The following is a 25,227-nucleotide window of genomic DNA, read 5'->3' as shown; positions in this document are numbered from 1 at the left end:
GGTTACTCTTCGCTCTCGCAATTCCGGACTGAAAAACCGCCATATACTTTCTCATGGAATTGCTATTTGACGGCTCCGAGCGCCAGCCCCCGCACGAGGTAGCGCTGCAGCCAGATGAACAGGATCGCCACCGGCAGCGTCGCCAGCAGCGTGGCGGCCATGACGTGGTGCCATTCGATGGTGTAGCGCCCGGCGACCAGCGAGAACACCTGGATCGGCAGCGTGTAGCTCTCCTGGCTGCGCAGCATGGTGAGCGCCACGACGAATTCGTTCCAGGCGTTGATGAAGGTGAAGATGGCGGTGACGGCAATGGCCGGCAGGCAGAGCGGCAGGAACACTTTGCGCAGCGTCAGCCAGCGGCCGGCGCCTTCCATCCAGGCCGCCTCCTCGAGATCGCGCGGGATGGTGTCGAAATAGCTCTGCAGCATCCACACGGTGAAGGCGACGTTGAAGGCCATGTAGATGAAGCCGAGCGCGGTCGTCGATTCGACCAGCCCCCAGGCGGCCATCAACCGGAACAGGCCCAGCACCAGCACGATCGGCGAGATCATCTGCGAGATCAGCAGGAACTGGCGGAAGGCGCCATAGCCGGCAAAACGAAAGCGCGACATAGCATAGGCCGCCGGCACCGAGATCAGGATGGCGCCGACGGTGGCGATCACCGAGACATAGAGCGAATTGGCGAGCGCCCGGCCGAAGCCGGTCGCCACCCACATGTCGGCAAAATTCGACCAGCGGAATTCGCTCGGCCACCAGGTCGGTGACAACACCTCCTGCCGCGGCTTGACCGCGGTCAGGAACATCACCGCGAAGGGGAAGACCGTCACCACGATCAAAGGCGCCAGCAGCAGCCAGGCGATGACGGTACGTTTCAGCTTGCTCCTCATACGCGCTGCTCCCGCATGGCGAGGCGCACATAGATCATGGTGAAGACCAGCAATATGGCGAACATCACCAGCGACACGGCGGAAGCCTCGCCCAGTTTGCCGATGCGGAAGGCGAGCTTGTAGAGGTGGGTGACCAGGATGTCGGTCGAATTGGCCGGCCCGCCCTGCGTCATTACCCAGATGATCGGGAAGGAATTGAAGACGTAGATGGTGTTGAGCACGATGGCGATGTTGATGAACGGTTTCAGGAGCGGAAAGGTGATTTCGCGGAACTGCTGTGCCGGCGTCGCTCCTTCGAGCGCAGCGGCCTCGTAGAGATCGTCCGGAATCGAAGACAGGCCGCCAAGGAAGATCGTCGTGGTGAACGGCACCGTCACCAATATGCCGATCAGCACCTGCATCGGGAACGCCGTCTCGGCGCTGGCCAGCCATTGGACATTGTGATCGATAAGGCCGAGCCCGAGCAGCGCCGAATTCAGCATGCCGCTTTCACCGCTCAGCGCCCAGCGCCAGACCACCGCCGTCATGGTCAGCGACACCGCCCAGGGCAGCATGATGATGACGCGGGCAAGGCCGCGGCCGTAAAAATCGGTGTTGAGGATGATCGCGACCGGGATCGACAGAAGCAGCGCGCCGCCAACCACCAGCACGGTCCATATCCCCGTGCGCCACAGTGCGGCGACGAAATCGGGATCGGCGGTGAGGGCGGCGAAATTGGCAAGACCGCTGAATTCGCGCAGCTGGCCGAAACGGTTGACGTCATGAGTTGCGATCTGGATCAGGTCCCAGACCGGCCAGAAGATCACGATTGCCGCCAGGAACAGGCTGGGCAAGGTCAGCAGATAAGGCAGGAAACGATTTTGCATCGGCTGGTTTGTACCGTGTTGCGGGTGGAGATTGGATTGCGCTGGCCTAACAGATTGACTTAATCCCGCCTCGTTCTTCTCAGGGGCACAGCTTCAGGACTCCTTGCAAGCGTCGCTGCGCGCCCTGCCTGCCCGTCCTCCGCAGCAGTTGCGGAAGGGGGCCCTTCCTCTCCCCCGTCGACCGGGGGAGAGGCGTCGAGCGAAGCTCGACGGAGTGGGGGTCGACTCTTGGGCGCAAGGCGAGGCGATGCTTGCGCTTCCTATGTCCGTCGCGGCTTTGCCAGGTGGTTCCCCCACTCCGTCTCGGCTTCGCCGAGCCACCTCTCCCCTCCGGAGGGAGAGGAAAGGAGCCTGGCTGGGGCGGCGCTGATATCGATGAACTATCTTTCTGCTCGAGTCTGCAAGATGTGGCGCGCCCCGCCTGAGTGGGGCGCGCCACGGGCGCAGGGAGATACGCCCTATTTCTTCAGCACGGCGTTGGCCTTCGCCGCCGCATCCTTCAAACCCGCCTCCGGGTCGCCGCCGAGGTATATCTTCTGGATCGCGTCCGAGGTGATCTGGGCGATCTCTTCCCAGCCCGGGATGACCGGCGCGAAGCGGGCATCGGGCAGAAGCGCGGTGAAGGCGGCGAGGTCGGCATTGTTGACGTAGTAGTCCATCTTGGCCTCTTCCTTGTTCACCGGCAGGAAGCCCTCGCCTTGCGTGAACTTGGCGCGCTGTTCCGTGGTGAACAGGAAGTCGAGCAGTTTCCAGGCCTCGTCCTTGTTCTTGGAGTTCTTGAACATGATGATGGAATCGGTGACGCCATAGGTGCCGCGCGCGCCGGTCGGGCCGGCGGGTATAGCCGCCACGCCGTATTTCAAGCTCGGCGCCTCTTCCTTGATCTGGTTGGACAGGAAGGGTGCGGTGATCATCATGCCGACCTTGCCCTGCTTGAACAGGTTCTGAACGTCCTCACGGTTGTTGGAGGTGACGCCGGGCTCCGTCAGGCCCTCGTCGATCATCGACTTGTAGAGCTTGGCGGCTTCGAGCGCGCCAGGCGTGCTCAAGCCCGATGTGCCGTCCTTGTTGAGGATCTCGGTGCCGTATGACCACATCGCATAGTAATAGTAGACGTCGGTCTCGATCTCCTTGCCCTGCAGGCCGAAGCCGAATGTGCCGGACCCCAGCGCCTTGATCTTGCGGGCGTCCTCCTGCAGCTCGGTCCAATTGGCCGGCGGCTTGGCGATGCCTGCCTTCTCGAACAGCTCCTTGTTGTAATACATGGCGCGCGCCGAAGCGGCGATCGGCAGGCCGTAGGTCTTGCCGTCCATGATCGAGGGCGACAAGAACGTGTCGATGAAGCGGCCCTTGAAGTCTGGCGTGATGTAGCTGTCGAGCGGTTCGGCGACGTCCTGCTGCACGAAATCGATCAGCCAGCGCGTGCCGATGATCGAGAGATCCGCATTGGTGCCGGCGGTGATGTCGGTGGTCAGCTTCTGCAAGAGCACATCCCACGGCACCACTTCGAACTTGACCGTGATGCCGGGGTTCTTTGCCTCGAACTCCTTCTTGACCTCCTCGAAGTAGGGGCCGGTCTTGGCGCTGTATTCGGCGACCGTGACGCGCACCTCGCCGGCTTGCGCCTGTGCCGCGAAGGCCAGCATGCTCATTCCGGCCATCAAGCCGACAGTCCATTTCGCAATGCTCATCCGATCTCTCCCATTTTGTTCCGCGCTTTTGCGCTCCTCACGCCGATGTTGGCGCAGGATTATGTGACTTTCCTACATTATCGAGGATCTGGCCGCACGCAAGCAGATTATCGTGTTGCTTAATTACATTCCATTCACTAGCCTGCCGACATCTGCCTAGAGCAGTTCACCGTTTCACGGAAACGGAGAACCATTCTAACTCTTTGTTTTGACGCAATTCCGGACGGAAAACCATATACACTTTCCTGGAATTGCTCGAACTGCCGGAGGAGCAAGCGCCGTGGTTTCGAAAGCCGAGTTCGAAGGCCGCACTGTCGTTGTCACGGGCGCCGGCGGTGGCCTCGGCTCGGCGATCGTCGCGTTGCTGGCCGGAAGAGGCGCGCGGGTGATCGGCTGCGATCAATCGGAGGAGGCGCTGGCAAGCCCGCACCTCGCCTCGCGTCATGTCTTCAACCTTCTCGACCGGGTTTCAGTCGAGGCAGCCATCGCGGCCGTGCTCGACAAGGACGGCGTGCCTGACATCCTGATCAACAATGCCGGCTGGACGCGCGCGGAGACGCTCGGCGCATTGACGACCGACAGGATAGGGCAGGAAGTCGACCTCAACCTGACCGGCGTGATGACTTTTGCCGACCCGCTGGTCAAGGCGATGGCGGCGCGCGGGTCGGGCAGCGTCGTCTTCATTTCTTCCGTCAACGCCATCGCCCATTTCGGCAACCCCGCCTATGCCGCCGCCAAAGCCGGTATCAACGCCTATGCCAAGGCGATCGCCGTCGAGCTCGGCCGCAGCGGCGTTCGCGCCAATGTCGTCTGTCCGGGATCGATCCGTACCGCCGCCTGGGACCATCGCCTGGCCAAGAACCCGGATATTCTCGGCAAGCTCCAGCGGCTCTATCCGCTCGGCCGCATCGTCAATGCCTCGGAGGTGGCGGAAGCCGTGGCGTTTCTTGCCTCCGACCGGGCGTCCGGCGTAACGGGCGTGGTGATGCCGGTGGATGCCGGCCTGACCGCCGGCTGCCTGCCGTTCATCGACGACATATTGGGAGCGTGACCATGACCGACGTCCAGTTCCGCGGCCTTTCGAAATCCTTCGGCCAGCACAGCATCCTCGAGAACATCGACCTCGACATCGAGAGCGGCGAATTCGTCGTGCTGGTCGGCCCGTCCGGCTGCGGCAAGTCGACCTTGCTGCGCATGCTGGCCGGACTGGAAACGATAAGCTCGGGCGATCTAGTCATTGGCGGCGTGCGCGCCAACGACCTGCCGCCACAGCAGCGCAACATCGCCATGGTCTTCCAGTCGTATGCGCTGTTTCCGCACCTCAAGGCCTCCGACAATATCGGCTTTGGGCCGAAAATCCGCGGCGAGAACCGCGCCGCGGTCGAGGACAAGGTCAAGAAGGCATCCGGCGTCCTCAATCTGTTCTCCTATCTCGACCGTTACCCCCGGCAATTGTCGGGCGGTCAGCGCCAGCGCGTCGCCATGGGCCGCGCCATCGTGCGCGAGCCCTCGGTCTTCCTGTTCGACGAACCGCTATCCAACCTCGACGCGCAATTGCGGGTGCAGATGCGCACCGAGATCAAGGCGCTGCACCAGAGACTGAGATCGACGGTCGTCTATGTCACCCACGATCAGATCGAGGCCATGACCATGGCCGACCGCATCGTGGTGATGGATCGCGGCCGGATCCAGCAGGTCGGGCCGCCACTGGAGCTCTATGACCGGCCGGCCAACAAGTTCGTTGCCGGCTTTCTCGGCTCGCCCTCGATGAGTTTCGTTTCCGGGTCCCTCAAGACGACGGCCACGAACAGCTGGTTCGAATCGACCGGCGGCGGAAAGCTTGCGCTTGCCGGCAAAGAGGTGCGGACAGGCGGCGCGGTGGAGGCCGGCATCCGGCCCGAACATTTTGTCATCGGCGAAGCTGCCGACGCCATGACCATCAAGGTGGACGTCGTCGAGCCGACGGGCTCCGAAACGCATGTCTACGGCGCCATTGGCAGCGATACGGTGCGCGTCGTCTTCCGCGACCGGATGCAGGTGAAGCCGGGCGACCGCCTGCCGGTCTCGGTCGAGCCGCGCAACGTCCATCTTTTCGACAAGGCGACGGGCCTGCCTCTATGAAAGCACAAGCGTGAAGACACCGGCATGAAGACACCGGCCGACATCATCACCCGGTTGCAGCTGATGTCGCAGGACGGCACCAAGTCGGATCGCCGGCTGGCGGGCTTGGTCCTGTCCGATCTCGATTTCGCCTCCAAGGCGGCGATCTCGGAGATCGCCGCGCGCGTCGGCGTCAGCGAGCCGACGGTGACCCGCTTCTGCCGCAACCTCGGCTGCGAAGGCCTGCGCGACTTCAAGTTCTATCTGGCGCAGGCGATCGCCATCGGCGGACAGTATCTGTCGCCTGAGCCGCTGAGCCGCGACGCCCGTGAGCAGCGCATCGCATCGGCCATCACCGAGGCGGCGATATCGGCCATCCAGCGCGCCAGCGAAAACCTCGACATGACGACGCTGGTCGATGTCGCCGCGCGCATTGCCACGTCAGGCAACGTGCTGTGTGTCGGCTCCGGCGGCATTTCCTCGATGATGGCGACCGAGATGCAGAACCGGCTGTTCAGGCTGGGCCTGCCGGTGCTGGCGCAGATCGACGGGCAATTGCAGCGCATGTACGCCGCCGTGGCCACGCCCGACACCACGCTGGTCGCCTTCTCGGTTTCCGGCTATGCACGGTCGGTCATCGAGGCGGTGCAGGTCGCGCAGCAATATGGCGCCACAACGGTCGCCGTCACCGCGCCGGACTCGGCATTGGCCAGGGCCGCCGACACCGTCATCCATTTGCAGCCGCTCGAGGACGGCAACATCTACAAGCCGACATCGTCGCGCTATGCGCTGCTGGCGATCGTCGACATGATCGTCACGTCGGTGGCCGAGACGCGCGGCCCGAAGGTGCTGGAGAATTTGCGCCGCATCAAGCAGAGCGTGAACACGCTGAAGGTCGACGATCCGCGTTTGCCGCTGGGCGATTGAACTTCAGGCCGAAGCACTGAGCGCCTCGATGCGCTGCATCAGCACCTGGGGTTCACCCGTCACGCGCAGCGTCTTGAGCCGTGCCGTGCCGCCGGCGACAACCGAAACGGCTGAGGCCGGCACTCCAAGAGTCTTGGCGGCCAGCTTCTCCAGCGCTTGATTGGCGGCGCCGTTTTCGGGCACGGCGCGGACCCGTGCCTTCAAATGGCTTCGCCCATCAGCCGATGTCTCGATGCCTTCGAACCTGTCCATGGAAGACTTCGGTGTCAGCCGGACGAACAATTCGATGCCGTTCTCGCGGATGCGGAACGGGGCACTCATGCGAGCATCGGGTTCACAGCACCAGCGGTGCCACGGTGGTGAGCAGGAATTGCCTGAGGAAGAACAGGATCAGCAGCAGGATGATCGGCGAGATGTCGATACCGCCAAGGTCCGGCATGAAACGTCGGATCGGCCTGAGCGCCGGTTCGGTCAGCCGGTAGAGCATATTGCCGATGCTGCCGACAAACTGGTTGCGCGAGTTGACGACGTTGAAGGCATAGAGCCAGGAAAAGATCGCCGAGATGATGATGACCCACCAATAGAGGTCGAGCGCCATGACGATTGTTTGAATGAGGGCGAGCATGCCGGTCTCCAATTGTTGCCGACATGTAGCCATTGCGCGCGAAACCGGCAAGGGCAGGCTTCGGCCGCCAGGATTTCGGCAAAACGTCGCCTTGACAGAAAACTGCCGTGCCCGATAAATGCGCCATCCGCTGGACGGGGCTGTAGCTCAGCTGGGAGAGCGCGTCGTTCGCAATGACGAGGTCAGGGGTTCGATCCCCCTCAGCTCCACCAGCGGATTTAATACCCAGAAACTCCGTAAGAAATCAACGCGTTAGCGGGATCGCTCCGGAGACGTTTCCCCACGCTGTTTCCCCGCGCCCAAATCAAATTGCAGTTGAACCTCGGCGTTTGTCCTCGACGTACCACTGCAGGGCCACCCACGGGTCATCCTCCAGTTCGACCGCCGCAGCGTATGCCTCTCCCTCTCCGAAGGTCTCGCGAACATGTTCGAGGTGGTCGCTGAGCCATGCAGCAACCGCCGCCTCAAGGCTGATGAAATCGATCTTCTTCGTCATCGGTCTGGTCAAAACCTTCCTGCTCTTTGTCCTCGGCCCGCCGGCCTGTGCGGAGGGATAGGGGTCAAAACCCAAGCCGGTCAAATCAGCTAAATTCAATGCGGCAGCGGGACTATTCCCTTAGCGGAGACGTCCCGCCAGTGGAGCGATTTCTGCTCACAAAGTCCTGCCCCCGGCACACCTCTTGGGGCGATGCGTCGGGGACAGGAAATGTGTCCATCTGTGGTTTAGTCGCTGTAGGCCGAACCGTTCTTACGGGCTGAAGCTATGGCCTGAGCATGTGCATGGAAGACGTGCCATTCACCCTTGGCCGCAGCCCTGCGAAGCGCCGGGTAGTCGGCCTCGTCAACATGCTCGAAGTAGGTCTGAAGGCTCAGCCCATGCTGGCGCAAAACGTTGCGGTCTAGGTGCTGGCTAAATGCAGTCTCGACCACAGCCGCCTCCACCGGGTCGATGCCGTAGGCTTCGCCGGTAAGGATTTCTCCGGTGTCCACATAGGCGTCCACGATGAACTCCTGCTGGGCCTCGCTGTGAGTGCCCCGGAAGCGGTCAAGGCTCTGGTCGGCCATCCGCACGAACTCGGCATGTTGCTTCTCTTCCTTCTGCTCGGCTGTCAGTTCCTCGTCGGTCTCATCGGTCTTCTCGTCCACGGTGGGCAACGGAGCGGCATCAACCGCCCCGTCACTCTCGGCCCCCGTGGTTACCTGAAAGAATAGCCGTAGGGGACCAGAGCCACGTTCACAGCCGCGACGTAATCGCCCTGGCTGATCTCCCCACGTGCCGCCATGTCCTTGGCTTGCTGGGGTGCCAACTGGATGCCTCCAACGGTCACCGCAAGCCGATCCACAAGAGCCTGCGGCGCTGAGCCGTTCATGGGCTTAGCCACTGCTGTCTGGGCCTTCTGGCCTTCGGTCAGCGCCTGCCCGGTGTTGATGCCAAGGCGCTTAGCCTGAAGCTGTTGATTGGCCCGCAAGCCTGCCTCCGTCTGGGCCGCGATCCGCTCTCGAAAGTCGGCTTCCTTACGGTCCTTCTCGGCCTGCTCATGGTCGCGCCGCATCTGATCCACCCGGTCTTCGAGAGACTGACGGTCCCTCGCTTCCTGTGCGCGAATGTCGGTCGTGCCCGTGGTGATGAGGCCGCTGGCCTTGTTGAAATCGTTCATGATGTTCGTTCCTTCAATTTGGTCATGGTTGATCGCCCCGGCGCGTCATTGCTCCGGGCGCGGATAAGTTTGGTTGTGATGGTGGCGGCTAATGTCCCGTGGAGTTCCCACGAGACTTGTGTCAGCGCCGTGGCGTGAACCCGTAAGACATCTTCTGCAGGCCTTCAGGACGCGCGTTAGGCATGGCTGGGGTAGATGGTCGGGAAAGCCCTTCGCTGCCTCCCCTCGCCCCCCCGACGCGGCGCTGAGCGGGTAGGCCTCGTCGTCACCTCAGCAACCCGTCTCGCGACTGCCCCAGCCTCTAGATGAGGGTAGCCATAGACCTCCCAGCACCGCTCGACAGCCACATGGAAACTCTGGGTCCACGCAATTCCGACATCCGCTAACCGCCTGTCGAGGTCTGACACCCGCTCCCAGTCGTTCGCCTCGATCCACTCGACCAAGGCAAGAGCCGCCTCCCGAGTGGGATAGGTCGCGACCCAATCCCGCCGTCTGATCTCGTCAAACGTCATGCCCGGTCACCCTTGGAGGTCATCCGGCCCATTCGGTACAGGTATGAGATAGGTGAACCTTCAGCATTCTCATGCTCATCGACCATGTGCGGGTCGAGGGTGCCCATGGCCACCAGCCTATCAAGGGTCGTGTGGTACTGCTTCACTTGCTCGGGGTTCATCGCCCGCCATTCCTCCTTCTTCATCTGGATCACGACACCTTCGGCAGTCTTCCGCCTCCGGTCTCTCCGCTCTTGTGCTGCTTTCAGTGACTTCGTTCTGCGCATCTTTGCGCGCTGTGAAAGGGCCTCATCGGGGATCACCCGCTGGCCGGGTAAGTAGTCGAGCTTCAGCCGCTCTCGGCCCCCTCTCTCCGCTCTGTCGTCATGGTCAAGTTTGCGCCGCTTGCCCCGCCTGTCGGCATCCTGGCGAACCTTCACCTCCAGCACCTTGCCTTCAACCATCGCGCTCCAATCGGCCTCGGTGAAGCTCTCGGCCTCGGTCGACGTCATGACCAAGAACAGCACTTCTCGGTCGGTCAGCGCCTTCGGGTCACAATGCGCCTGCATGATCTGGAACGCCGTGGGGCGATAGACGCAACTACCGGTCTCGCTGACCATCCCCTGCCAGCCCCGCACGGGGTCATGCTCGATGGTCGAGGCCCCGTCCGGGTGCTGGTCGAGGTATTGCGCCATGAACGCCGTGACGGCCTCATGGGTGACGTATCGGTCGACGTGGTCGTTCGGGTCCCATCCGGGTGACCTCAGCGTGACCAGCGCTTTCTCATCTGGTTTCATCGTTCTCCTTCTTCATGCGTGAATGTGGAAAGAGCGCCCCGATCCGGAACGCTCTGCCTCCCTAAATTAGGGACCGTAGTGATTAGGGAAGGTCGGCCTCAGAACTCGTCATTGTCGACCTCAATGGCCCTTCTATCGTCCTCGCCTAGATGCTCCCTAAGGAACCCGTAGACCTCCGGGAGCTTCCGCCCGAAGTAGCTCGCCAGTGCCATGGCGGCGATCTCGGGATTGAGTGCCAGCTTGGTTGAGAACTTCTTGGTCAACTCGTCGGCGTATCGGTCAGCAACCTGTTGCATCCATTGGTCCCTTTCGTCGTCATCTCCGCTGTTGACGTATTCCTTCCCGTTGGCCGCTAGGCGTGCCCTAAACCATGTCGAGAAGTCCGCAGCCTGTCCGCCTAAGGCCTTCCTAGCGCGTCTCATGATGGTCACCTGAGCCGCCGAGATGCCTGACGCTCTGGCCACCTTGGCGATGCTATGTCGGTCGATCAGCACCAGCCGCCAAGCGAAGTTCTGACGGTCGGTGTTGTCCATCGGCAGCTTGGCCTTTGAGTTGGCCTCTCCAGCAGCCACCAAGGCATCCTCGGGGCTTCCCTCGAAATACCTGACAGGCACCGGCTCGGTCCACTGAGCGGCTCCGTAGGCCTCAATGCGGTGGTGCCCGTCGATCAGAATTGGCCTCTTGCCAACCACCATCACAGTCACTGGGTCGAGGGCTCCGACTGTCTTGATTGCCTTGACCAGTTCCGAAACATGCCGCTCGCTGATCCCGCCCCTCGGCTGAAACAGTTCGGGCACCATCTCGATGTCCTGAAGGCGCAGCTCAGGCGGACCTTGGTCTGGCCTGGTGAGTTGCTGCTGACGGCTCACCTCATAGGCTAGCATCAATTCCTGGAGTTGCTCTCCAGCGCTCATTCTCGCTCCTTCTGTTGTGTTCGTTTGACCTGTCCACCGGGAAAGGCATCGATAAGCAGGCACACGCCTGAACATTCGTAGGGTCGCACCTCACCAAGACCGACCACCCCGGAAACACCTTCAAGCGCCGGCGGAAGGAGCAACGAGGGTACCTGTCAGGCCTTCAACAGGATGATCGATCTGGGTGAAATGCGTTGGGTAGTGCTAGTGGGTTGGCTATTCGCCGTGGAAGCTCAAATCGCCTCCGTAGTGCTAGTGGGGGCCTTATTCAGCGACCTCTAATGTTCGACCTTCATAGCTAGTGGTGCCGTTATTCGGTCGCCTGCCTTGCGAGGATGCGGCTGACAGTCTTCATGTCCATGCCTACCGCCGACCCAATTTTGTTGAAGCTCGCCCCGTCGTTACGCATAGCCATCATACGGGCAAGCACGGCCTGCTCCGCCTCGTTCGGCACCAGCCGCTTGTCACGTGCTTCCCCAACCACGTCAAAGCCGAATGGCCGCTTGCCACCGTTGTAGAGCCCACGGGAGGCCATGCTCCGCTTAACGTCCCTAATGCGTTCCCTGATACGGTCGCGCTCATTCTCTGCCACGGCTGACAGGATCGTGAACACCAGCTTGGAGATGCCGTTGCCACACACATCGCCGCCAAGGTCCAGCATGTGCAACTCCACCTTGGACCCCTTCAGCTCCTCTAAGGTCACCAAGGCGTCGGTCGCATTGCGAAACATGCGATCAAGCTTGGGTGTGATGATGATGTCTCCGGGCTCTATTCCCGCCACCATGCGCTGACCCTCAGGACGCTCGGCCAACGGGATGGACCCCGACACGCCAGCTTCGGTGAACGTCTCCGCAATCGTCCAGCCCTTCATCATGGCATAGCCTTGGATTGCCCTCTTCTGGGTCTCAAGGCTCTCGCCGGTGTTGGCCTGCTCGAAGGTGGAGACCCGGATGTAACCGACGACTTTCATGACCGTTCCTATGGCTGTGCAGTAGCAATGCCATAAGATGCACAATGCCATAGAAGAAATGAAGGGTTTTGTGCGCCGGGCAGTTCCGTAGTGCTAGTGGTCAGGGTATCCACCCCCACCTCCATGTTTTGAGTGTAGGTCCCTCGTGGCGTTGCCACGGCGAGGCCCCACGGGGGGGGTTGGTGCGCGTGCCTGTCATCCGATCACCCTCTCGGAAATTTGCCCCAAACATAGTGACCCCCTCGGCTTGCTACATCGTTCCGCCTCTGATTACTCTGGTCAGGCTTTTGCAGCTTGCGTCGGAGAGCCTACCAGCGGGAGGGGCACGGTGACTGAGCAAGACCAGCCAACTACGAAGCTATGTCTTATGTGCTGCACGCCTATTCCTGCGCGTGCGCGCAAATGTACTACCTGCGGAGAGTTTCAGGACTGGCGGAGGCTTATCCCATGGGGAAACTCTACGCTTGCCCTGCTCACCGCTCTGATTTCGGTGACGACTGTTGCCGTCGTTCCGCTTGGAAAAGTAGTTGCGGGATGGTCCGTCGATCGCGATGATGCAAGGGTCACCGGGGTGATGACCGAGATGACAACCAATAGTGCCACAGTCGCATTTCTGAATACAGGCACTGCCCGCTCATTTGTTGACACAGGGCTGACTTGCGCGATGCTCGTGCGTAAGCAACCCGGCCCGGGCTACGATCAGTTGATCTATCGCGATGAAGACATTTCCCATGTCGCGGTGATTAAATACATTCGTAGCATCGACCCCAACGGGGGTCTTGTGGAGCCGGGCAAACTGGCCCCCTACAACTACGTCAGGACAAGCGTAAAGCGTGTCGCTTACAATCCAGCCAATAAGGACTTTGCAAATAGCTGTACCTACCACAGCATCAGTGAGGGTGGTGGCTTACAGTCGACCCAGCGCGTCATTCCGCCTATCACCGGAGCGTTGGCTATCTACTACTCTGGCATAGACGAGACCACGCCACCCCCGCCAAAATGAGGGGTTCAGTCGTTACGGTCGTCAGCGGTCTGCACCAAACGCTAGAACGGTATCTCGTCATCCAGCTCCCGGTGCTTCCGTTCGGGAGCCAGGACAAAATCCGGCGCAGGAAGGGAGCGGGGCTTTGGAGGAAGAGATTTCGGCGCTGGCGGGGGGCCAAGCCTATCGGCCTCAGCGTCTTCTGCAATCTTGTCTTCACCAAGCAGTCTGGTGATCGTCACCACCGCGTTCGGAGCCTCGGCAAGAAAGGTTGTCGTCCCACCTAACGTCGCGCACACAACGGCCAAGACAGCCATGAACTTGCTATACTGGACGCGCGGTTGGGACAGCTCAACCGACAGATCGTTTAGCTTGTCCAGCAGGCCCTTTCGCTGCCACTCAGCCAACTCACTGTTGATGATGATGTCCCGCAACTTGGCGATCTGCTGTTCGATGCGCCCGCGCGTTTTGCTTGCGAGGCGTACCGAGTAAGTGTCGAGCTTACCCACTCCACGCAATCGGAACCGCGCGGCCACCCCCGCAGCCTTAAGAAGAAAGGTCTGAAAGGCCTCGTGGGGTTGGTCCAAGTGCCATGGGAAGTCAAACCCTTCAACGCCACACTCTTCGGCAGCCGCGCATACGAGGGTCATGTACTCCATTCGGATCATTTGATCGAAGTGTGCAGGAGTTTCGCGGGTGATGAACTCGTTCAAGTTGCGCCGACAGATTTCCTCGAACGCAACGAACCTCCCCGCAAGGTCACTTGGTAAGGAAGCGTAGTCCTCTGGAGAAACAAGTTCCAAATCAATCTCCTGCCCAAACTAACCCTAATGTATTCATGCCACAGGCGTTCTTCCAGACCTATTTGGGCAATACCACGCTTTCCACAACCGCCCGCCTCTGCGCCCCGCTCGGCCCTCCCCTGTTGTACGTCGAGAAGGTGAACCCCTTAGCGCGCTTCTCGGCGTGACCTACGATAACCGCAACGGTCGCCTCGGGGTGCCCCGCCCGCTCAGCTTCGGAGACAAACCAGCGCCGTGTCGAGTGGAAGTTGACCAAGCTCCTGCGCTTCCCGACCCGCTTGTCGTCAACGCCACGGGCCTTGCGATAGCGGTTGAAGCGCTTCCCGAAGGTGTCGGCTGGTCGGTCAACGTCGTCGAACTCATCAAATAGGAGCGCGTTAGGCTTCTTGCCTTTCATTCGCTCAGTAACGCTGTCCATAAGGTCGGGATGAACCGGCACCATGCGAACCCCCGCGTCGGTCTTGCTCGCTGCGATGTCGAAGGCTGATCCCATGTCGTCCGGTCCTTCGATTACGTTGTCCACCCGAAGGGAGACAATCTCGTCCTCGCGCATCCCCGATAGCAGCCCGAACCTCACTACCTCGCGCGTCAACTCATCGAACTTCGTCGCCGTGGTCGGCGTACCGTATAACAGCGCCTTGACTTCCTCGGTCGTGAACGGTCGTTCCCCAACTTCTTTGGTGCCCTTTCTGCCCCGCTGCGGCTCCAATTGGTCATGCCACGGCGACACCTCGAATTGCACATGCCCCCGCCGCTTAAGGTAATCCCAATACGTCTTAACCGCCGTGAGGTGCTTCTTGCCGGTGCTGCGGTCCCTCGGCGCGATCTTCTCTTGCACGTATCGCCCCGCAGCCTTGCGGTCGATTTCGAGCATTCCAAGTTCCTCGGCCTTGGCCCATTGCGCAAACTGCCTAACCAGCCCCCGTCGTTCGTTAGCCGTCTTCGCGGCAAGCTGCGCCTCAGTCAGAAATTGCTCAAGGAAGTGGTCAACAGGGTGTTGCCCTGACAGTCCCCGCTCGAAGGCCTTGGCCGCTTGGGTGGTCGACTGCCTGGCCCGCAGCCGCTCGGCTTCGTCCTGAGCAAGGCCAACGATGAAATCCCGATCATGCTCCTTAGGGTTCGCAATCGCCTCCCGCCACAGCGCGCCGCGCAACTCTGCAACCTCCTCCGCAGCCGCCTTCACAACGCCGCGCCGGATGTCCTTGAACAGTGCGAGAAATTCTCGCTCGGTCTGGTCCCGGCGTTCCATCGCAGTTCGAAGGTCTCCCGTCTGGAGGTTTGTCCGTCGCCTCTTCTGACCGTCAAAGGCGTGGCGAACGTCTGCCGGAATGCCGATGTCCATCCACCATACCCGGCGCTTCAATTCGAGATGCCGCATGGAGCGGCTACGGTGCTTCGGCATCGATCTAACCCAAGGTTTCCCTACGCTGTTTCCCCACGTTTGTGGGTCTGATAGCAGCACATTCCTTGGGTTTCAAGGGCCGGAGGAGGAGTTGCCGTCGCTCCTCCTCAGCTCCACCAGCGGGATAATCCATTTTCCGCCGTCGCTGCGTTGCAACAGCCGAACCCACGTCGGTGGCTACGGTGCGAAATGTCACGACACCGGCGCTCCTTTCGGCCCGCCACGGTCGATTGCGAGAGCCTTCCGGGGCAAACGCCTGTCAATTGGACTTATGGCGGTGATCGCTATGGAATCGCGCTATTTTTTTTGGAATCCACCCCATTAGAGTGACATTACCAAATCAGTTTTTTCTGTGTGTTGTAGCAAGGCGTTTCGGTGGGGGCGGCTGACGGCTCTATACGGATTTGGAAGTCGATATGAAGAACCCGCCCGCGGAAGCAAAACGTGTCAATTCGCGAGTATCTCGCTGCAAATCTCAGACGGCTCTGTAAGGAGCATGCCTCGGTAAGCGCGGTATGCCGGGAACTGGGCATCAATCGCACGCAGTTCGAACGCTACCTTCAGGGACAGACCGTTCCGAACAAAGCGACAGCCAAGCTGATCTGCGACTATTTCCGCATCGACGAAGCCGAATTGTACCGGGAACCGGGCGCGCCGAAGCCTGCGGTTCGCGGCCTGCCACCGATTTCCGAAAGCCTGTTCAACCAAATGATCCGGCCGCCCGCCCCGTCGATCGCGGGCGGCACCTACTTCACCTATTTTTCGATACCGGCCCGCCCCGACCTGTTGATGCGGTCGGTGACCTTCGTGCGGCGCGACGCCGAGCTGGTGACGTTCCGAAGGGTTACCGGGTGGTCGGAGCGCCGGGGAACGACATGGGCGCGGGCGCGCGGCAATCATTACGGCGTGGCGATCTCGCGCCTGAACTGGATCTACTTCAGCGGCGTCAATCGCCGCCAGACCGGTGAACCATCGCTGATCTCGGTGCAGTGGGCTCCCATCTCGGAACCGGTACTGATTGGCAAGGCCATGCTTCTGACGGAAGCCGGGCCGGCCTTCGTGTCGGTCATCATGCGGCAGGACGTATCCATCGGCCCGCGGCAGGCGATCCGCATGGCGCACGTCGTCAAGCTCGACGACCCGAGCCTCGACCAGCTCGTGGTCAGCCTCGCTCGGGAGGGGCTGGACTGATCGCGTCAGAATCTTCCCTTTTACGCTAAATAAGAATAACTCTATCCGGAAATAGCGTATGCCGGCAGTCATCTACTCCGTATGTGAGTAAAATCGATTTTTTGTACTTTACAGATAAGAAAGATAAATTAGATTAATGCAGTTTTACTACCATTTTAACAAACCATTAACTCTTTCGATCTTACCTTCCGCCCGTGGATCCCGTTTTGGGGATCTTTTCAACAGATCCCATTTGGGGTCAGGAAGGGATGAAAATGGCGAAGAAAGTGAACACTGCTCCGAAGCTGACGATTGCCGCAGGCACCCAGACCGTCTTCTTTTCGCAGGGCATGCACTACAACAAGCGCTGAGCTGCCCGAGGCGCCGGCGACGGTTTGTTCGTCGGCGCCTCGCCTTCGCAATGACATTTCTGCATTCGGCTTTCGGCATCATGAAAATGCGCTCCGCAAAAACGCTTGTCTTCTACCCCGGCGCCAACAAGGTCACGGCGTGCAATTTCCTGACCAGAAGCGTCTTCGAATGCAGTTCCGAGGTGATCGGTCTTCTCGCATCCTGGGACAAATGGGCATCCGCCGCGGAGATCGCGCGGGACCACGGATGGTCGCGATCAGAGCTGGATGCCGTCATCCCCCAATTGCTCGATTTTTCCGCACTGGTGACCGCCGGGTCGCAACTGGCCGAACAGGAGAGCCAATTCTCGGGACAATGGAACTGGGGCATTCCGACCGCGCTGATGCATTTCTGCGTCCAGGACAGCGAGTTCATGACCATCGAACTGGCGGAGGCGCGGCAGATCGAACGCGCCGGTCACACCGTGCAGCCCGACCTCGTGCTCAGGAATTCCGCGGCGGCCATCCGGCTGCCGGACGCGCTGGACGACAATGAACTCCTTGCTCTGATGGCCCAGCGTCGCACGAACCGAACAGCGGCGGCGGCCACCGTCACCGCGAAACAGCTTTCCGACTGCCTGTTCGCGGGCATGGGTATCACCGGCGAGACCAGCAACTGCGTTGGCGCCCTGCCGCTGGGCATGACCCCTTCCGGCGGCGCGAGAAATCCCTACGAAGCCTATGTGGTCGCGCCGGCGGTGGAAGGGCTGGAGCCCGGCGTCTAGCACTACTCGGCTGCCGGACACGATCTTGAGAGGATTTCGGCGAACCACCTGCCGAAAATCTCCGAGCTGGTCGGCGGACAGGAATGGGCCGACCCCATGCCCTGCCTGGTCCTGCTCTGCGCAAGGCTCGACCGCACCATGTGGAAGTATGAGGACGCCAACGCCTATCGTGTCGTGCTGATCGAAGCTGGCCATATCGGCCAGAACATGATGCTTGCAGCGACCAGGCACGGCCTGTCGGCCTGCCCGACCGCGGCGCTCAGCCACTCGGCGATCAAGCGCTTGCTCGGCCTCGACCGGCTCACCGACGAGCCCATCTACGCCTTGACCCTGTCTATCCCGGAAACCAATCCGCGCCTGGCAGCGCGGTCAATCAATTAGCCGATTGATTATGTTCAGAGTGCCCGGTGAGGGGGTCCCCTGAATTCCACCACATCACTGGAGCAGCACGTGGCCAACCAATCCCTACGCCAGTCCGAGATCGATATTCTCCAATATATCGCGTCGATGGCCAATGAGCTGGTGCAGATGGCCGAAGCAAGCCGTTTCCCCATGATCTCCTATCTGCTGGGCATGGCTTATGCCGAGGCTTTCGACGTCCTTCGCGGCGCCCGGTCGGCCAGGCATCCGCAGCTCAGCGGCAATTCGATGCACCCCAAGACGCAGGCGAAAGACAATCGCGTCCAGCCGAGGAGGGCATAGCCAGATGCAGCCTTCATCTCTGTGGCGTGCCCCGGGACGTGCGCGGCAAGGCCTGCTGCCGTCCTTGAGGAAGGCCGCCGTCGGCTTGACCGCATCGAGATGGCCGATTGGTTGGAACACGCGGGCGCAGAGGCAACATCATCCAAGGCCGGCCGGCCGATGCCGCCGCGATCCCTGCAATGATCGCCCGCAGCCCGCCGAACCGGCCTTTATACACGACGACCTGAGGGGAACCCACAAATGAACATGATCGCAGCCATCAAAAGCGCCGATGTCGGTGAAAATGTCTTCAGCCGCCTCCATGCCCTGATCGCCAGCCGGCCGGCATCGCCGGATGCGGCGCGCCTGCAAGCGCGCCAACTGGTTTCCACGGCGATAGCCGAGACCTGGCGGGCCGACAGTCTCTGGGGCGCGGTGGATGCCTTCCATGCCCATTTCGACTTCATGATGCAGACCATCGAGATCAACGGCGCCGACGATCCGAACCTCAGGATCCTGCGCATGAGATGCCGCTTCTACCTCGAGCAGGTCGAGGCTCTGTGTCTGTCGATGAGCTATCGGTAGGCCGACCCTTCGACCTTGCTTTGATCCGTGTATGTCGTTTCTCCCGAACCGGGCTCAGTTTTGGGCGGCATGCATCAGTTCCGAAGGCTGAATACGAATGGCGCCGTGCGGCTGACGCGCGAACCCAGCTCCGGCGGCGGCGGCGGCACGGTGGCGCCCTGCAGCACGGCGAGCGCGGCGCGGTCGAGGTCGGGATCGCCCGAGGAGCGGACGACGCGCGCCGACGTCACCCGGCCTGAGGCGTCCACCGTGAAGGTGACGTTCGCATTGCCTTGCGAGCGTCGCGATTTCGCGGCGCTCGGATAGCGCGTATGCCGTTTGATCCATGACAGCAGCCGCGATTCCCACTTGGCCGGGCTGACGCCGGACGCCCCGGACGCCGATTTCGGCGCCGCCGTCCTGGTGGCGGGCTTTGCCTCCGCGCTCGCGGCGGTTACCGTCTTCGGCGGCGGCGCCTTATCCTTCTTCGGCTTGGGTTTCTCGACGGGCTTTTTCACCTTGGCCTGGACGGGTTTCTTTTCCCTGGGCGTCTCGACCGGCTTCGGCTGCGGCAGCGGCACGACGACGTCAGGCGCGACCGTCTCGACCATGTCAGGGACGATCTCTTCAAGCGGTGGTTGGTCAACCGGCTCAGTCCGCATCGTCTCAGTCGGTTCGGTTGCATCAGGCTCGGCAACGGGCTCCGTTTGCTCCGCCCCTTTCTCGGGCTCGGCTTCGGGCGCCTTTTCGGTCTCCTCGACCGGCTCGGCTTGGTCGGGCACAGCGGCGGCCTGCTCGGGCACGGCCGGCGTCACCACCATCGGCGCCATCTCGACCGCCAGCGCCGGTGGCGGCCCGCCATCCGCCGGGTCGACCGGGCTGAAGCTCTGCACCGCATAGGCGACCGCAACATGCGCCCCAAGCACCAGCGCGGCCGCAACCGCCCACAGGCCGAGGTCGCGCCAGCCGAGGCGCGACAGCTCCACCGTGGGCGAGGCGGCCGCTTGCCCGGTCATGGACCAGCGGCTCCGCCTGGATCCGCTGCGGGAGCACCGCCGGCGGGCGCAGCCTCCAGGCCGACCAGGGCGATCTTCAGATAGCCGGCGCCGCGCAGCAGGTTCATTGCCTCCATAAGGTCGCCATAGGCAACCGCCTTGTCGGCGCGAAGGAAGATGCGCGTCTGCTTGTCGCCTTTGGTCCTGCCGTCCAGCGTGGCGGCGAAAACCTGGCGCGGCACGGTGTCATTGCCGATCGCCAGCGAGAGGTCATCCTTCAACGTCAGGAACAGCGGCGTCTCCGGCCGCGGCGCCGGCGTCGCGGTCGAGCCCGGAAGGTCGACATTGACATCCACCGTCGCCAGGGGTGCTGCGACCATGAAGATGATCAGCAGCACCAGGATGACGTCGATGAAGGGCGTGACATTGATCTCGTGGCTTTCCTCGAGGTCGTCGTCCATGGTCTGACGGATGCGGCTGCCCATGGTCTTGCCCCGCTACTGCGCCGCCAGCACCGTTGCCGGCGCCACCGTGCGGAAATCGAGGTCGCGGCTGACCAGCCGCTCGACGCCAGCCGAGGCGTCGGCGAGGATCTGCCGGTAGCCGGCTATCGAGCGCGCAAAGACGTTGTAGATGACGACGGCCGGTATCGCGGCGACGAGCCCCATGGCGGTGGCGAGAAGGGCTTCGGCAATGCCCGGCGCCACCACCGCCAGGTTGGTGGTCTGCGCCTGCGAAATGCCGATGAAGGCGTTCATGATGCCCCACACGGTGCCGAACAGACCGACGAAAGGCGCGGTCGAGCCGATCGTCGCCAGCAGGCCGGTGCCGCGCGACATGCGTCGCGCCGCCGCCGCCTCGATGCGTGTCAGGCGCGAGGCGACCCGTTCCTTCAGCCCGTCGCCGCCGGCATGGTCGAGCGCGCCGGCCGAAAGTGCCGCTTCTTTCTCCGCCGCCCGCACCAGCAGGGCGCCGGTGCCGCCGTTGCGGTCGAGCGCGCGGCTCGCCTGCTTCAGCGTCGCGGCATTGCCGATGGCCCGCGCAGCGCGACGAGCGCCAAGCTTGCCGGCAAGCACTTCCAGCGACTTGGCCAGCCATATCGTCCAGGTGACGAGCGAGGCGAAGGCCAGCCCGATCATCACCGCCTTGACGATGATGTCGGCAGCCATGAACATGCCCCATGGCGACAAATCGTGCGGCAAGCTCAGCGCCGGCGAGGGCTCGGCCGCCGTACCGGCCCCGGCTTGCGGCTGTGCAGGCGCTAGGGCTCCCACGGGAGCGGCGGGCGCGGCCGGCGATGGTGCTGGCGCCGTAATGGTGGCGGGCGTGCCGCTTGCCGGCTGCTCCTGCGCCGGCGCGCTGGCGGCCGCCAGCATGGCGGATGCAAACAGCGCTGCGACCAAACCGGTTCTCGACATCGTCTTCTTCCTCGTTCTCACAGCCGCCAGTCTTCCCCGCCGTGGCGCTGAAGCGTCACTGGACGTAGCCGACGGGCTGGCCTGTGACGGGGTGCGCGAACACCCCCATCTCGACCCCGAAAATGCCCTTGAGCACATCGCCTTGCATGATTTCGCCGGGCGTGCCGCGCGTCAGCAGCCTGCCGTCCTTCAGGGCAATCAGCTCGTCGCAATAGCGCGCCGCCATGTTGGGATCGTGCAGCACCACGACGACGCAAAGGTCGCGCTTGCGGCTGAGATACCTGACCAACCCAAGCACCTCGACCTGATGGGCGATGTCGAGCGCCGAGATAGGCTCATCGAGCAGCATGACGCCGGCATTCTGCGCCACCAGCATGGCGAGCCAGGCGCGCTGGCGCTCGCCGCCCGACAGCTCGTCGACCAGCCGGTCGGCAAAGCCGGCCATGTCGGTCAGGGCCAGCGCTTCCTCGACATGCCGTCTGTCGTCCTGGCCGAAGCGGCCGAGCGCGCCATGCCACGGATAACGTCCGAGCGCCGCCAGCTCGCGCACGGTCAAGCCGGTCGCCGCCGGCGTCGTCTGCGGCAGATAGGCAAGCGCCCGCGCCAGTTCGCGCGCACCCCACTGGGCCAAAGGCCGCCTGGCGAAGGTGATGGCGCCAGAGCTTGCCGGCTGCTGGCGCGCCAAAAGCTTGACCAGCGTCGACTTGCCGGACCCGTTGTGGCCGATCAGCCCGTAGACGCGCGCACACTGCAATTCGAGCGAAACCGGACCGAGCAGCGTCCGCTCGCCCACGGCAAAGCGCACCGCGTCGATGTGGAAAGCAGTCTGGGTGTCAATTCCGGTCAAGGTCCGTCTCCAGTACGGCTGCGGGCATGTCATCAATCCGGTTTTCGGCAGCCGTGCCCGGTTGACTATGAAACATGACTTTAATAGTCAACAATGAAGTTGGGTTTTAGCATCAACAAACATCGTGACGCCTGATGCCGCTTCGAATTTCAGGCAAGGAAGCGTTTCCGTGAAGCGATGAACCGCTCTAAGGTCTTCGCTGAAACAGGAAACCGCGCATGATCAAGGCGACACCCTTCGACTTTCCCTATGACGGCAGGCTGGTGGCCGAGAACACCGCGCTGGTCGTGATCGACCTGCAGCAGGATTTCCTGTCGACGACGGGTTACTTCGCCAGGAAGGGATATGATCCGTCGCCGTTGAGAGCGATCCTGCTCGCGGTGAGCCGGCTGATCGCCGCTGCCCGCGAGGCGGGCGTCAGCATCGTCCATACAAGGCAGGGCTACCGGGCCGACATGGCCGACATGACGCCTTACGAGAAATGGCGCCGCAGGCGGGCCGGCCTCGACGGCACCGAAATCCTGCTTCGTTCGGGTCCGGGTTTTCAGATCGTTCCGGAGATCGACGTCGCGCCGCGGGACATCATCGTCGACAAGACCTGCAACGGCGCCTTCACCTATACGGATTTCGAGCCCGTGCTGCGCGCGCGAGGCATCACGCATCTTCTGTTTTGCGGATGCAAGACGGATGTCTGCGTGCACACGACGCTGCGCGAAGCCTGCGACCGCAACTTCCAGTGCCTGACGATCTCCGACGCCTGCGCCAGCGGCGACAGACGGGCGCATGAGGCGGCCCTTCACATGGTAACGGTCGAGGACGGCGTCTTCGGCGTGCTGGCGGATTCTGGTGCAGTCATTGAAGGCCTGTCGCGGCTGGGTAGCAAGGCGCGTTAAAGGATTAGGTACCGCAGAGCAGCCTCGCACGTTATAGACACGGCAGGGATAGCACCCTCCGGCAGGCCAGAGCGGTTGGAAAGGAAATTTCTCCGCAGTTCAGCCCGTTGCCCGTGTTTCCAGTCCCGTGCGCTGCGCGAAAGCCCCATGCTGGAACTCGCCGCTTTCACGCCGCGCCAGCGAATTGCGCAGCAGCGCGATCGTCTCGCGGCCGACTGTCGCGATCTCGCGCGGCGTGTCGACGCCGACGATCATGAATTCATCGATGCCGAGAGCCGCGTAAGCAAGCAGCGACAGGGCGGCCTGGGCCGGCGGGCCTGAGACATCGACCGCCTTGTGCCCTGCCGAGGAAACTCCTCGGTGGATGCGGACCGGAAGGGCGAAGCGCAGTCTGGCGGCCCGGCCATGTTCGGCGGCGGCGCTGCGCACACGCTCCATCAACTGCCTGGCATCGTCGATCGAACCGGGCGCCAGTTCGAAGACGTCGGCATGCCGGCCGGCCACTTTCAGTGCCGTGCCGGACTGGCCGCCCATGCGGATGACGAGGTCGGCACCATGAGGCCCCTTGCGCGGAACATAGCCGCCCTTGATGCTGTAGAACGCGCCTTCATGGTCGAAAGGCTGCTCGTTCGACCATAGCCGCTTCAACAGAACCAGATATTCGTCGATGCGCTGCCAGAGGACACCGTGTCCGACCGGACGCGCTTCGGCATCGTCGTCGTTTAACGGCTCGCTGATCATCCTGAGCGCGAGGCGGCCGCCGCTGCGGGCGTCGATCGAGGCAAGCTGCCGCGCCGCCACGGTCGGTTCGACCACGCCGGCCCAATGGGTGAGGACCACTTCCAGCGACGAGCTGCGGTCCAGCACCTGGGCGGCAAGATCCATATTGGTCAGCAGGCCGGCCGGATCGTCGACCACGAGGTTGCGGAAACCGCCATCCTCTATCAGCGCCAGCCTGGTCGCCGTCTCGGCAAAGTCGTAGAAAAAGGAAACTGCGCTATCGGCAGGATGGGTCTTGCCGGGCACATGCGTGAATTCGATCGGCATTGCCATCTCCTCCATCTCTGGAATCACGGATGCGGTCAAATACGAATCAATGGCGCACGCGAAAGCGCACCGCGATCCGGTTCATTCAACTCCGATTGCCTGAAGGCGGTGGGTCGTCAGCCTGGCCGAACCATGGCTCAGGGAATGAGGCCCAGAACAACAGCCCCGGTGAACACGAACGCAAGGGCAAAGACGACATAGGCGAAAGCGCCGGCATAGGCCGGGCGGAAGCTCTGAGCATTGGCCAGCCTCTGGCCGCTGCTGCGGGTCTCGGTGTTCTGCAAATAGGACATGTCGACCTCCGTCTCGCCGGTTAATCTATAAAAGTTGTAGACTTTGTCGATTGCTATTTTTCGGCCATGCGCAGAATTTTTTTCTAATAGTGCCGCTAAAATTGGCGCCGAGTTGCTGAAGAGCGGCATCGACGTGATCGACGGACATGGCAGCGTCGGTTTCACTTCCGGCGCTGGACGGCGCTTCACTTGCCGATCCATTCGTGCATTGGCCGCCCGGCGCGGGCAGGATAGCATCGCGGCAGAGCGACAATGCGAGATCGTCCAAGGACATTTGGGAGGAGCAAGGAAATGGGAGCAAGACTGGCCGGAAAGGTCGCCATCGTTTCGGGCGGCGCGACGGGAATGGGCGGGGCGGCCTCGGAGTTGTTCGCGGCGGAAGGTGCAAAGGTGGCGATCATCGACCGCAATGGCGAAGCGGCGGCAGCCACCGCCGCGGCGATCCGGGCGCGCGGCCAAATCGCGGAGCATTTTGTCGCCGACGTTTCCGACGAGGCGCAGGTCGAGGCGGCCGTGAAGGGCGCAGCCGAGAAGTTCGGCGCGGTTACCGTCCTGTTCAATCATGCCGGCACCATTGTGATAAAGCCGTTCCTGGAGACCAGCGTGCAGGAATGGGATTGGCTGCATGCCGTCAACGTGCGCTCGATGTTCCTGATGACCCGCGCCGTGCTGCCCGGCATGATCGCGGCCTGCGGCGGTTCGATCGTCTGCACCTCGTCGATCTCGGCGGTGGCGGCGACGCCGAACGAAGTGCTTTACGACACCACCAAGGGCGCCTGTCACATGTTCGCGCGCGCCATTGCCGTGGAATTCCGCGACCGCAACATCCGCTGCAACGCCGTCTGCCCCGGCTTCATCCGCACACCGCATGGGCTGCGCGAGGTCGCCGATCTGGGCAAGCTCGGCGTCGATGTCTCCGACGCGGCGCTGGCTGCGCAGCAGGGGCGGATCGGCGAACCGGAAGAGGTGGCAAAGGCGGCGCTGTACCTCGCCAGCGACGAATCGAGCTTCGTCAACGGGGCCCATCTGTTCGTCGACAATGGTTTTACCGCGATGTGAGGTGTCCCAAAG

Annotated in this window: 31 protein-coding genes and 1 tRNA gene; 12 read left to right on the top strand and 20 right to left on the bottom strand. The window is 62.2% G+C overall.

Features of this window, described 5'->3' with window-relative positions; all coding sequences use genetic code 11:
- Window positions 1-62 precede the first annotated feature (62 nt).
- From ACIU1A_RS27235 to ACIU1A_RS27225, 3 genes are all read right to left on the bottom strand, one after another.
- Complete coding sequence (locus tag ACIU1A_RS27235; RefSeq protein WP_140554800.1) at window positions 63-887, bottom strand: carbohydrate ABC transporter permease; 825 nt, start codon at window positions 885-887, stop codon at window positions 63-65.
- Window positions 884-1,753 (bottom strand): carbohydrate ABC transporter permease, encoded by an 870-nt coding sequence (locus ACIU1A_RS27230; RefSeq protein ID WP_140554801.1) that lies wholly within the window; start codon window positions 1,751-1,753, stop codon window positions 884-886. The genes ACIU1A_RS27235 and ACIU1A_RS27230 overlap by 4 nt, the downstream gene beginning before the upstream one ends.
- 458 nt (window positions 1,754-2,211) lie before the next feature.
- Window positions 2,212-3,444, bottom strand: a complete 1,233-nt coding sequence (locus tag ACIU1A_RS27225) for a sugar ABC transporter substrate-binding protein (protein ID WP_140492503.1) — start codon at window positions 3,442-3,444, stop codon at window positions 2,212-2,214.
- A gap of 280 nt (window positions 3,445-3,724) precedes the next feature.
- On the opposite strand from ACIU1A_RS27225, the gene ACIU1A_RS27220 reads away from it, so the two are divergent.
- Genes ACIU1A_RS27220 through ACIU1A_RS27210 form a run of 3 tightly spaced genes read left to right on the top strand, consistent with a single transcriptional unit; the run spans window position 3,725 to window position 6,471 of the window.
- Window positions 3,725-4,495: an SDR family NAD(P)-dependent oxidoreductase gene (locus ACIU1A_RS27220; protein WP_140492506.1), complete on the top strand. Its 771-nt coding sequence runs from the start codon at window positions 3,725-3,727 to the stop codon at window positions 4,493-4,495.
- Between the two features lie 2 nt (window positions 4,496-4,497).
- Window positions 4,498-5,565: an ABC transporter ATP-binding protein gene (locus ACIU1A_RS27215; protein ID WP_140759160.1), complete on the top strand. Its 1,068-nt coding sequence runs from the start codon at window positions 4,498-4,500 to the stop codon at window positions 5,563-5,565.
- A 24-nt stretch (window positions 5,566-5,589) separates the two neighbouring features.
- Window positions 5,590-6,471, top strand: a complete 882-nt coding sequence (locus tag ACIU1A_RS27210; protein ID WP_140492512.1) for a MurR/RpiR family transcriptional regulator — start codon at window positions 5,590-5,592, stop codon at window positions 6,469-6,471.
- A gap of 3 nt (window positions 6,472-6,474) precedes the next feature.
- On the opposite strand, the gene ACIU1A_RS27205 is transcribed toward ACIU1A_RS27210, so the two are convergent.
- Window positions 6,475-6,792, bottom strand: coding sequence for a DUF167 domain-containing protein (locus tag ACIU1A_RS27205; RefSeq protein ID WP_140513996.1), 318 nt, complete (start codon window positions 6,790-6,792; stop codon window positions 6,475-6,477).
- A 13-nt stretch (window positions 6,793-6,805) separates the two neighbouring features.
- A complete protein-coding gene (locus ACIU1A_RS27200; RefSeq protein WP_140492518.1) occupies window positions 6,806-7,096 on the bottom strand; it encodes a YggT family protein in 291 nt (96 codons plus the stop codon).
- A 136-nt stretch (window positions 7,097-7,232) separates the two neighbouring features.
- Between ACIU1A_RS27200 and ACIU1A_RS27195 the strand changes: the two genes are divergently transcribed.
- Window positions 7,233-7,308 (top strand) — tRNA-Ala (locus ACIU1A_RS27195).
- Between the two features lie 92 nt (window positions 7,309-7,400).
- Here the strand turns inward: ACIU1A_RS27195 and ACIU1A_RS27190 are convergent.
- From ACIU1A_RS27190 to ACIU1A_RS27165, 6 genes are all read right to left on the bottom strand, one after another.
- On the bottom strand, window positions 7,401-7,592 hold the full coding sequence (locus ACIU1A_RS27190) for a hypothetical protein (RefSeq protein ID WP_404925712.1): 192 nt from the start codon (window positions 7,590-7,592) through the stop codon (window positions 7,401-7,403).
- Window positions 7,593-7,819: 227 nt separating this feature from the next.
- Window positions 7,820-8,242 carry a hypothetical protein gene (locus ACIU1A_RS27185; RefSeq protein WP_404925711.1) on the bottom strand — a complete coding sequence of 141 codons (423 nt, stop codon included), beginning with the start codon at window positions 8,240-8,242 and terminating at the stop codon, window positions 7,820-7,822.
- Between the two features lie 50 nt (window positions 8,243-8,292).
- Window positions 8,293-8,754 carry a hypothetical protein gene (locus tag ACIU1A_RS27180; protein WP_404925710.1) on the bottom strand — a complete coding sequence of 154 codons (462 nt, stop codon included), beginning with the start codon at window positions 8,752-8,754 and terminating at the stop codon, window positions 8,293-8,295.
- Window positions 8,755-9,262: 508 nt separating this feature from the next.
- Complete coding sequence (locus tag ACIU1A_RS27175) at window positions 9,263-10,042, bottom strand: hypothetical protein (RefSeq protein WP_404925709.1); 780 nt, start codon at window positions 10,040-10,042, stop codon at window positions 9,263-9,265.
- 98 nt (window positions 10,043-10,140) lie between these two features.
- Window positions 10,141-10,956 carry a ParB/RepB/Spo0J family partition protein gene (locus tag ACIU1A_RS27170; protein WP_404925708.1) on the bottom strand — a complete coding sequence of 272 codons (816 nt, stop codon included), beginning with the start codon at window positions 10,954-10,956 and terminating at the stop codon, window positions 10,141-10,143.
- Window positions 10,957-11,266: 310 nt separating this feature from the next.
- Complete coding sequence (locus ACIU1A_RS27165; protein WP_404925707.1) at window positions 11,267-11,926, bottom strand: recombinase family protein; 660 nt, start codon at window positions 11,924-11,926, stop codon at window positions 11,267-11,269.
- Window positions 11,927-12,254: 328 nt separating this feature from the next.
- Here ACIU1A_RS27165 and ACIU1A_RS27160 point away from each other — a divergent pair, with 328 nt between their 5' ends.
- Window positions 12,255-12,929, top strand: coding sequence for a hypothetical protein (locus tag ACIU1A_RS27160; RefSeq protein WP_404925706.1), 675 nt, complete (start codon window positions 12,255-12,257; stop codon window positions 12,927-12,929).
- Window positions 12,930-12,970: 41 nt separating this feature from the next.
- On the opposite strand, the gene ACIU1A_RS27155 is transcribed toward ACIU1A_RS27160, so the two are convergent.
- Both ACIU1A_RS27155 and ACIU1A_RS27150 read right to left on the bottom strand, forming a co-directional pair.
- Complete coding sequence (locus ACIU1A_RS27155) at window positions 12,971-13,711, bottom strand: hypothetical protein (RefSeq protein ID WP_404925705.1); 741 nt, start codon at window positions 13,709-13,711, stop codon at window positions 12,971-12,973.
- 58 nt (window positions 13,712-13,769) lie between these two features.
- Window positions 13,770-15,089, bottom strand: coding sequence for a tyrosine-type recombinase/integrase (locus ACIU1A_RS27150; protein WP_404928027.1), 1,320 nt, complete (start codon window positions 15,087-15,089; stop codon window positions 13,770-13,772).
- Between the two features lie 468 nt (window positions 15,090-15,557).
- Between ACIU1A_RS27150 and ACIU1A_RS27145 the strand changes: the two genes are divergently transcribed.
- The 5 genes from ACIU1A_RS27145 (at window position 15,558) to ACIU1A_RS27125 (ending at window position 18,684) form a co-directional block, all read left to right on the top strand.
- A complete protein-coding gene (locus ACIU1A_RS27145; RefSeq protein WP_140524635.1) occupies window positions 15,558-16,304 on the top strand; it encodes a helix-turn-helix domain-containing protein in 747 nt (248 codons plus the stop codon).
- 436 nt (window positions 16,305-16,740) lie between these two features.
- Window positions 16,741-17,418 (top strand): hypothetical protein, encoded by a 678-nt coding sequence (locus ACIU1A_RS27140; RefSeq protein ID WP_404925704.1) that lies wholly within the window; start codon window positions 16,741-16,743, stop codon window positions 17,416-17,418.
- 33 nt (window positions 17,419-17,451) lie between these two features.
- Entirely contained in the window at window positions 17,452-17,799 is a 348-nt protein-coding gene (locus ACIU1A_RS27135; RefSeq protein WP_404928026.1) for a SagB/ThcOx family dehydrogenase, read from the top strand.
- Between the two features lie 69 nt (window positions 17,800-17,868).
- Complete coding sequence (locus ACIU1A_RS27130; protein WP_404925703.1) at window positions 17,869-18,120, top strand: hypothetical protein; 252 nt, start codon at window positions 17,869-17,871, stop codon at window positions 18,118-18,120.
- Between the two features lie 240 nt (window positions 18,121-18,360).
- Window positions 18,361-18,684: a hypothetical protein gene (locus tag ACIU1A_RS27125; RefSeq protein ID WP_404925702.1), complete on the top strand. Its 324-nt coding sequence runs from the start codon at window positions 18,361-18,363 to the stop codon at window positions 18,682-18,684.
- A gap of 74 nt (window positions 18,685-18,758) precedes the next feature.
- Here the strand turns inward: ACIU1A_RS27125 and ACIU1A_RS27120 are convergent, their stop codons facing one another.
- The 4 genes from ACIU1A_RS27120 to ACIU1A_RS27105 are packed head-to-tail and all read right to left on the bottom strand — an operon-like array spanning window position 18,759 to window position 21,923.
- Complete coding sequence (locus ACIU1A_RS27120; RefSeq protein WP_404925701.1) at window positions 18,759-19,679, bottom strand: TonB family protein; 921 nt, start codon at window positions 19,677-19,679, stop codon at window positions 18,759-18,761.
- Entirely contained in the window at window positions 19,676-20,143 is a 468-nt protein-coding gene (gene exbD, locus ACIU1A_RS27115) for a TonB system transport protein ExbD (protein WP_404925700.1), read from the bottom strand. The genes ACIU1A_RS27120 and exbD overlap by 4 nt, the downstream gene beginning before the upstream one ends.
- A gap of 12 nt (window positions 20,144-20,155) precedes the next feature.
- Entirely contained in the window at window positions 20,156-21,076 is a 921-nt protein-coding gene (gene exbB, locus ACIU1A_RS27110; protein WP_404925699.1) for a tonB-system energizer ExbB, read from the bottom strand.
- Window positions 21,077-21,131: 55 nt separating this feature from the next.
- Complete coding sequence (locus ACIU1A_RS27105) at window positions 21,132-21,923, bottom strand: ATP-binding cassette domain-containing protein (RefSeq protein WP_404925698.1); 792 nt, start codon at window positions 21,921-21,923, stop codon at window positions 21,132-21,134.
- Between the two features lie 218 nt (window positions 21,924-22,141).
- On the opposite strand from ACIU1A_RS27105, the gene ACIU1A_RS27100 reads away from it, so the two are divergent.
- Entirely contained in the window at window positions 22,142-22,816 is a 675-nt protein-coding gene (locus ACIU1A_RS27100) for a cysteine hydrolase family protein (protein ID WP_404925697.1), read from the top strand.
- 99 nt (window positions 22,817-22,915) lie between these two features.
- Here the strand turns inward: ACIU1A_RS27100 and ACIU1A_RS27095 are convergent, their stop codons facing one another.
- The 3 genes from ACIU1A_RS27095 to ACIU1A_RS27085 form a co-directional block, all read right to left on the bottom strand.
- Window positions 22,916-23,863, bottom strand: coding sequence for an LLM class flavin-dependent oxidoreductase (locus tag ACIU1A_RS27095; protein WP_404925696.1), 948 nt, complete (start codon window positions 23,861-23,863; stop codon window positions 22,916-22,918).
- A gap of 137 nt (window positions 23,864-24,000) precedes the next feature.
- Window positions 24,001-24,156, bottom strand: a complete 156-nt coding sequence (locus ACIU1A_RS27090; RefSeq protein ID WP_404925695.1) for a hypothetical protein — start codon at window positions 24,154-24,156, stop codon at window positions 24,001-24,003.
- 25 nt (window positions 24,157-24,181) lie between these two features.
- Complete coding sequence (locus ACIU1A_RS27085) at window positions 24,182-24,424, bottom strand: hypothetical protein (RefSeq protein ID WP_404925694.1); 243 nt, start codon at window positions 24,422-24,424, stop codon at window positions 24,182-24,184.
- A gap of 23 nt (window positions 24,425-24,447) precedes the next feature.
- Here ACIU1A_RS27085 and ACIU1A_RS27080 point away from each other — a divergent pair, with 23 nt between their 5' ends.
- Window positions 24,448-25,215, top strand: coding sequence for an SDR family NAD(P)-dependent oxidoreductase (locus tag ACIU1A_RS27080; RefSeq protein WP_404925693.1), 768 nt, complete (start codon window positions 24,448-24,450; stop codon window positions 25,213-25,215).
- The last annotated feature ends 12 nt before the right edge of the window (window positions 25,216-25,227 follow it).

The organism is Mesorhizobium maamorense, assembly GCF_044998965.1.
In the GTDB taxonomy this organism is placed as follows: Bacteria; Pseudomonadota; Alphaproteobacteria; order Rhizobiales; family Rhizobiaceae; genus Mesorhizobium.
Note: the sequence above shows the minus strand (reverse complement) of the source record. Positions and strands in the feature narration are given on the sequence as shown.

What these genes read in the sequence shown, in the direction of transcription:
- ACIU1A_RS27215 (WP_140759160.1), top strand. Translation starts at nt 4,498, where the DNA reads ATGACCGACGTCCAGTTCCGCGGCCTTTCGAAATCCTTCGGCCAGCAC.
- ACIU1A_RS27225 (WP_140492503.1), bottom strand. Translation starts at nt 3,444, where the DNA reads ATGAGCATTGCGAAATGGACTGTCGGCTTGATGGCCGGAATGAGCATG.
- ACIU1A_RS27175 (WP_404925709.1), bottom strand. Translation starts at nt 10,042, where the DNA reads ATGAAACCAGATGAGAAAGCGCTGGTCACGCTGAGGTCACCCGGATGG.
- ACIU1A_RS27165 (WP_404925707.1), bottom strand. Translation starts at nt 11,926, where the DNA reads ATGAAAGTCGTCGGTTACATCCGGGTCTCCACCTTCGAGCAGGCCAAC.
- exbB (WP_404925699.1), bottom strand. Translation starts at nt 21,076, where the DNA reads ATGTCGAGAACCGGTTTGGTCGCAGCGCTGTTTGCATCCGCCATGCTG.
- ACIU1A_RS27210 (WP_140492512.1), top strand. Translation starts at nt 5,590, where the DNA reads ATGAAGACACCGGCCGACATCATCACCCGGTTGCAGCTGATGTCGCAG.
- ACIU1A_RS27230 (WP_140554801.1), bottom strand. Translation starts at nt 1,753, where the DNA reads ATGCAAAATCGTTTCCTGCCTTATCTGCTGACCTTGCCCAGCCTGTTC.
- ACIU1A_RS27190 (WP_404925712.1), bottom strand. Translation starts at nt 7,592, where the DNA reads ATGACGAAGAAGATCGATTTCATCAGCCTTGAGGCGGCGGTTGCTGCA.
- ACIU1A_RS27180 (WP_404925710.1), bottom strand. Translation starts at nt 8,754, where the DNA reads ATGAACGATTTCAACAAGGCCAGCGGCCTCATCACCACGGGCACGACC.
- ACIU1A_RS27235 (WP_140554800.1), bottom strand. Translation starts at nt 887, where the DNA reads ATGAGGAGCAAGCTGAAACGTACCGTCATCGCCTGGCTGCTGCTGGCG.
- ACIU1A_RS27090 (WP_404925695.1), bottom strand. Translation starts at nt 24,156, where the DNA reads ATGTCCTATTTGCAGAACACCGAGACCCGCAGCAGCGGCCAGAGGCTG.
- exbD (WP_404925700.1), bottom strand. Translation starts at nt 20,143, where the DNA reads ATGGGCAGCCGCATCCGTCAGACCATGGACGACGACCTCGAGGAAAGC.
- ACIU1A_RS27140 (WP_404925704.1), top strand. Translation starts at nt 16,741, where the DNA reads ATGCGCTCCGCAAAAACGCTTGTCTTCTACCCCGGCGCCAACAAGGTC.
- ACIU1A_RS27150 (WP_404928027.1), bottom strand. Translation starts at nt 15,089, where the DNA reads ATGCGGCATCTCGAATTGAAGCGCCGGGTATGGTGGATGGACATCGGC.
- ACIU1A_RS27100 (WP_404925697.1), top strand. Translation starts at nt 22,142, where the DNA reads ATGATCAAGGCGACACCCTTCGACTTTCCCTATGACGGCAGGCTGGTG.
- ACIU1A_RS27125 (WP_404925702.1), top strand. Translation starts at nt 18,361, where the DNA reads ATGAACATGATCGCAGCCATCAAAAGCGCCGATGTCGGTGAAAATGTC.
- ACIU1A_RS27200 (WP_140492518.1), bottom strand. Translation starts at nt 7,096, where the DNA reads ATGCTCGCCCTCATTCAAACAATCGTCATGGCGCTCGACCTCTATTGG.
- ACIU1A_RS27205 (WP_140513996.1), bottom strand. Translation starts at nt 6,792, where the DNA reads ATGAGTGCCCCGTTCCGCATCCGCGAGAACGGCATCGAATTGTTCGTC.
- ACIU1A_RS27170 (WP_404925708.1), bottom strand. Translation starts at nt 10,956, where the DNA reads ATGAGCGCTGGAGAGCAACTCCAGGAATTGATGCTAGCCTATGAGGTG.
- ACIU1A_RS27095 (WP_404925696.1), bottom strand. Translation starts at nt 23,863, where the DNA reads ATGCCGATCGAATTCACGCATGTGCCCGGCAAGACCCATCCTGCCGAT.
- ACIU1A_RS27080 (WP_404925693.1), top strand. Translation starts at nt 24,448, where the DNA reads ATGGGAGCAAGACTGGCCGGAAAGGTCGCCATCGTTTCGGGCGGCGCG.
- ACIU1A_RS27120 (WP_404925701.1), bottom strand. Translation starts at nt 19,679, where the DNA reads ATGACCGGGCAAGCGGCCGCCTCGCCCACGGTGGAGCTGTCGCGCCTC.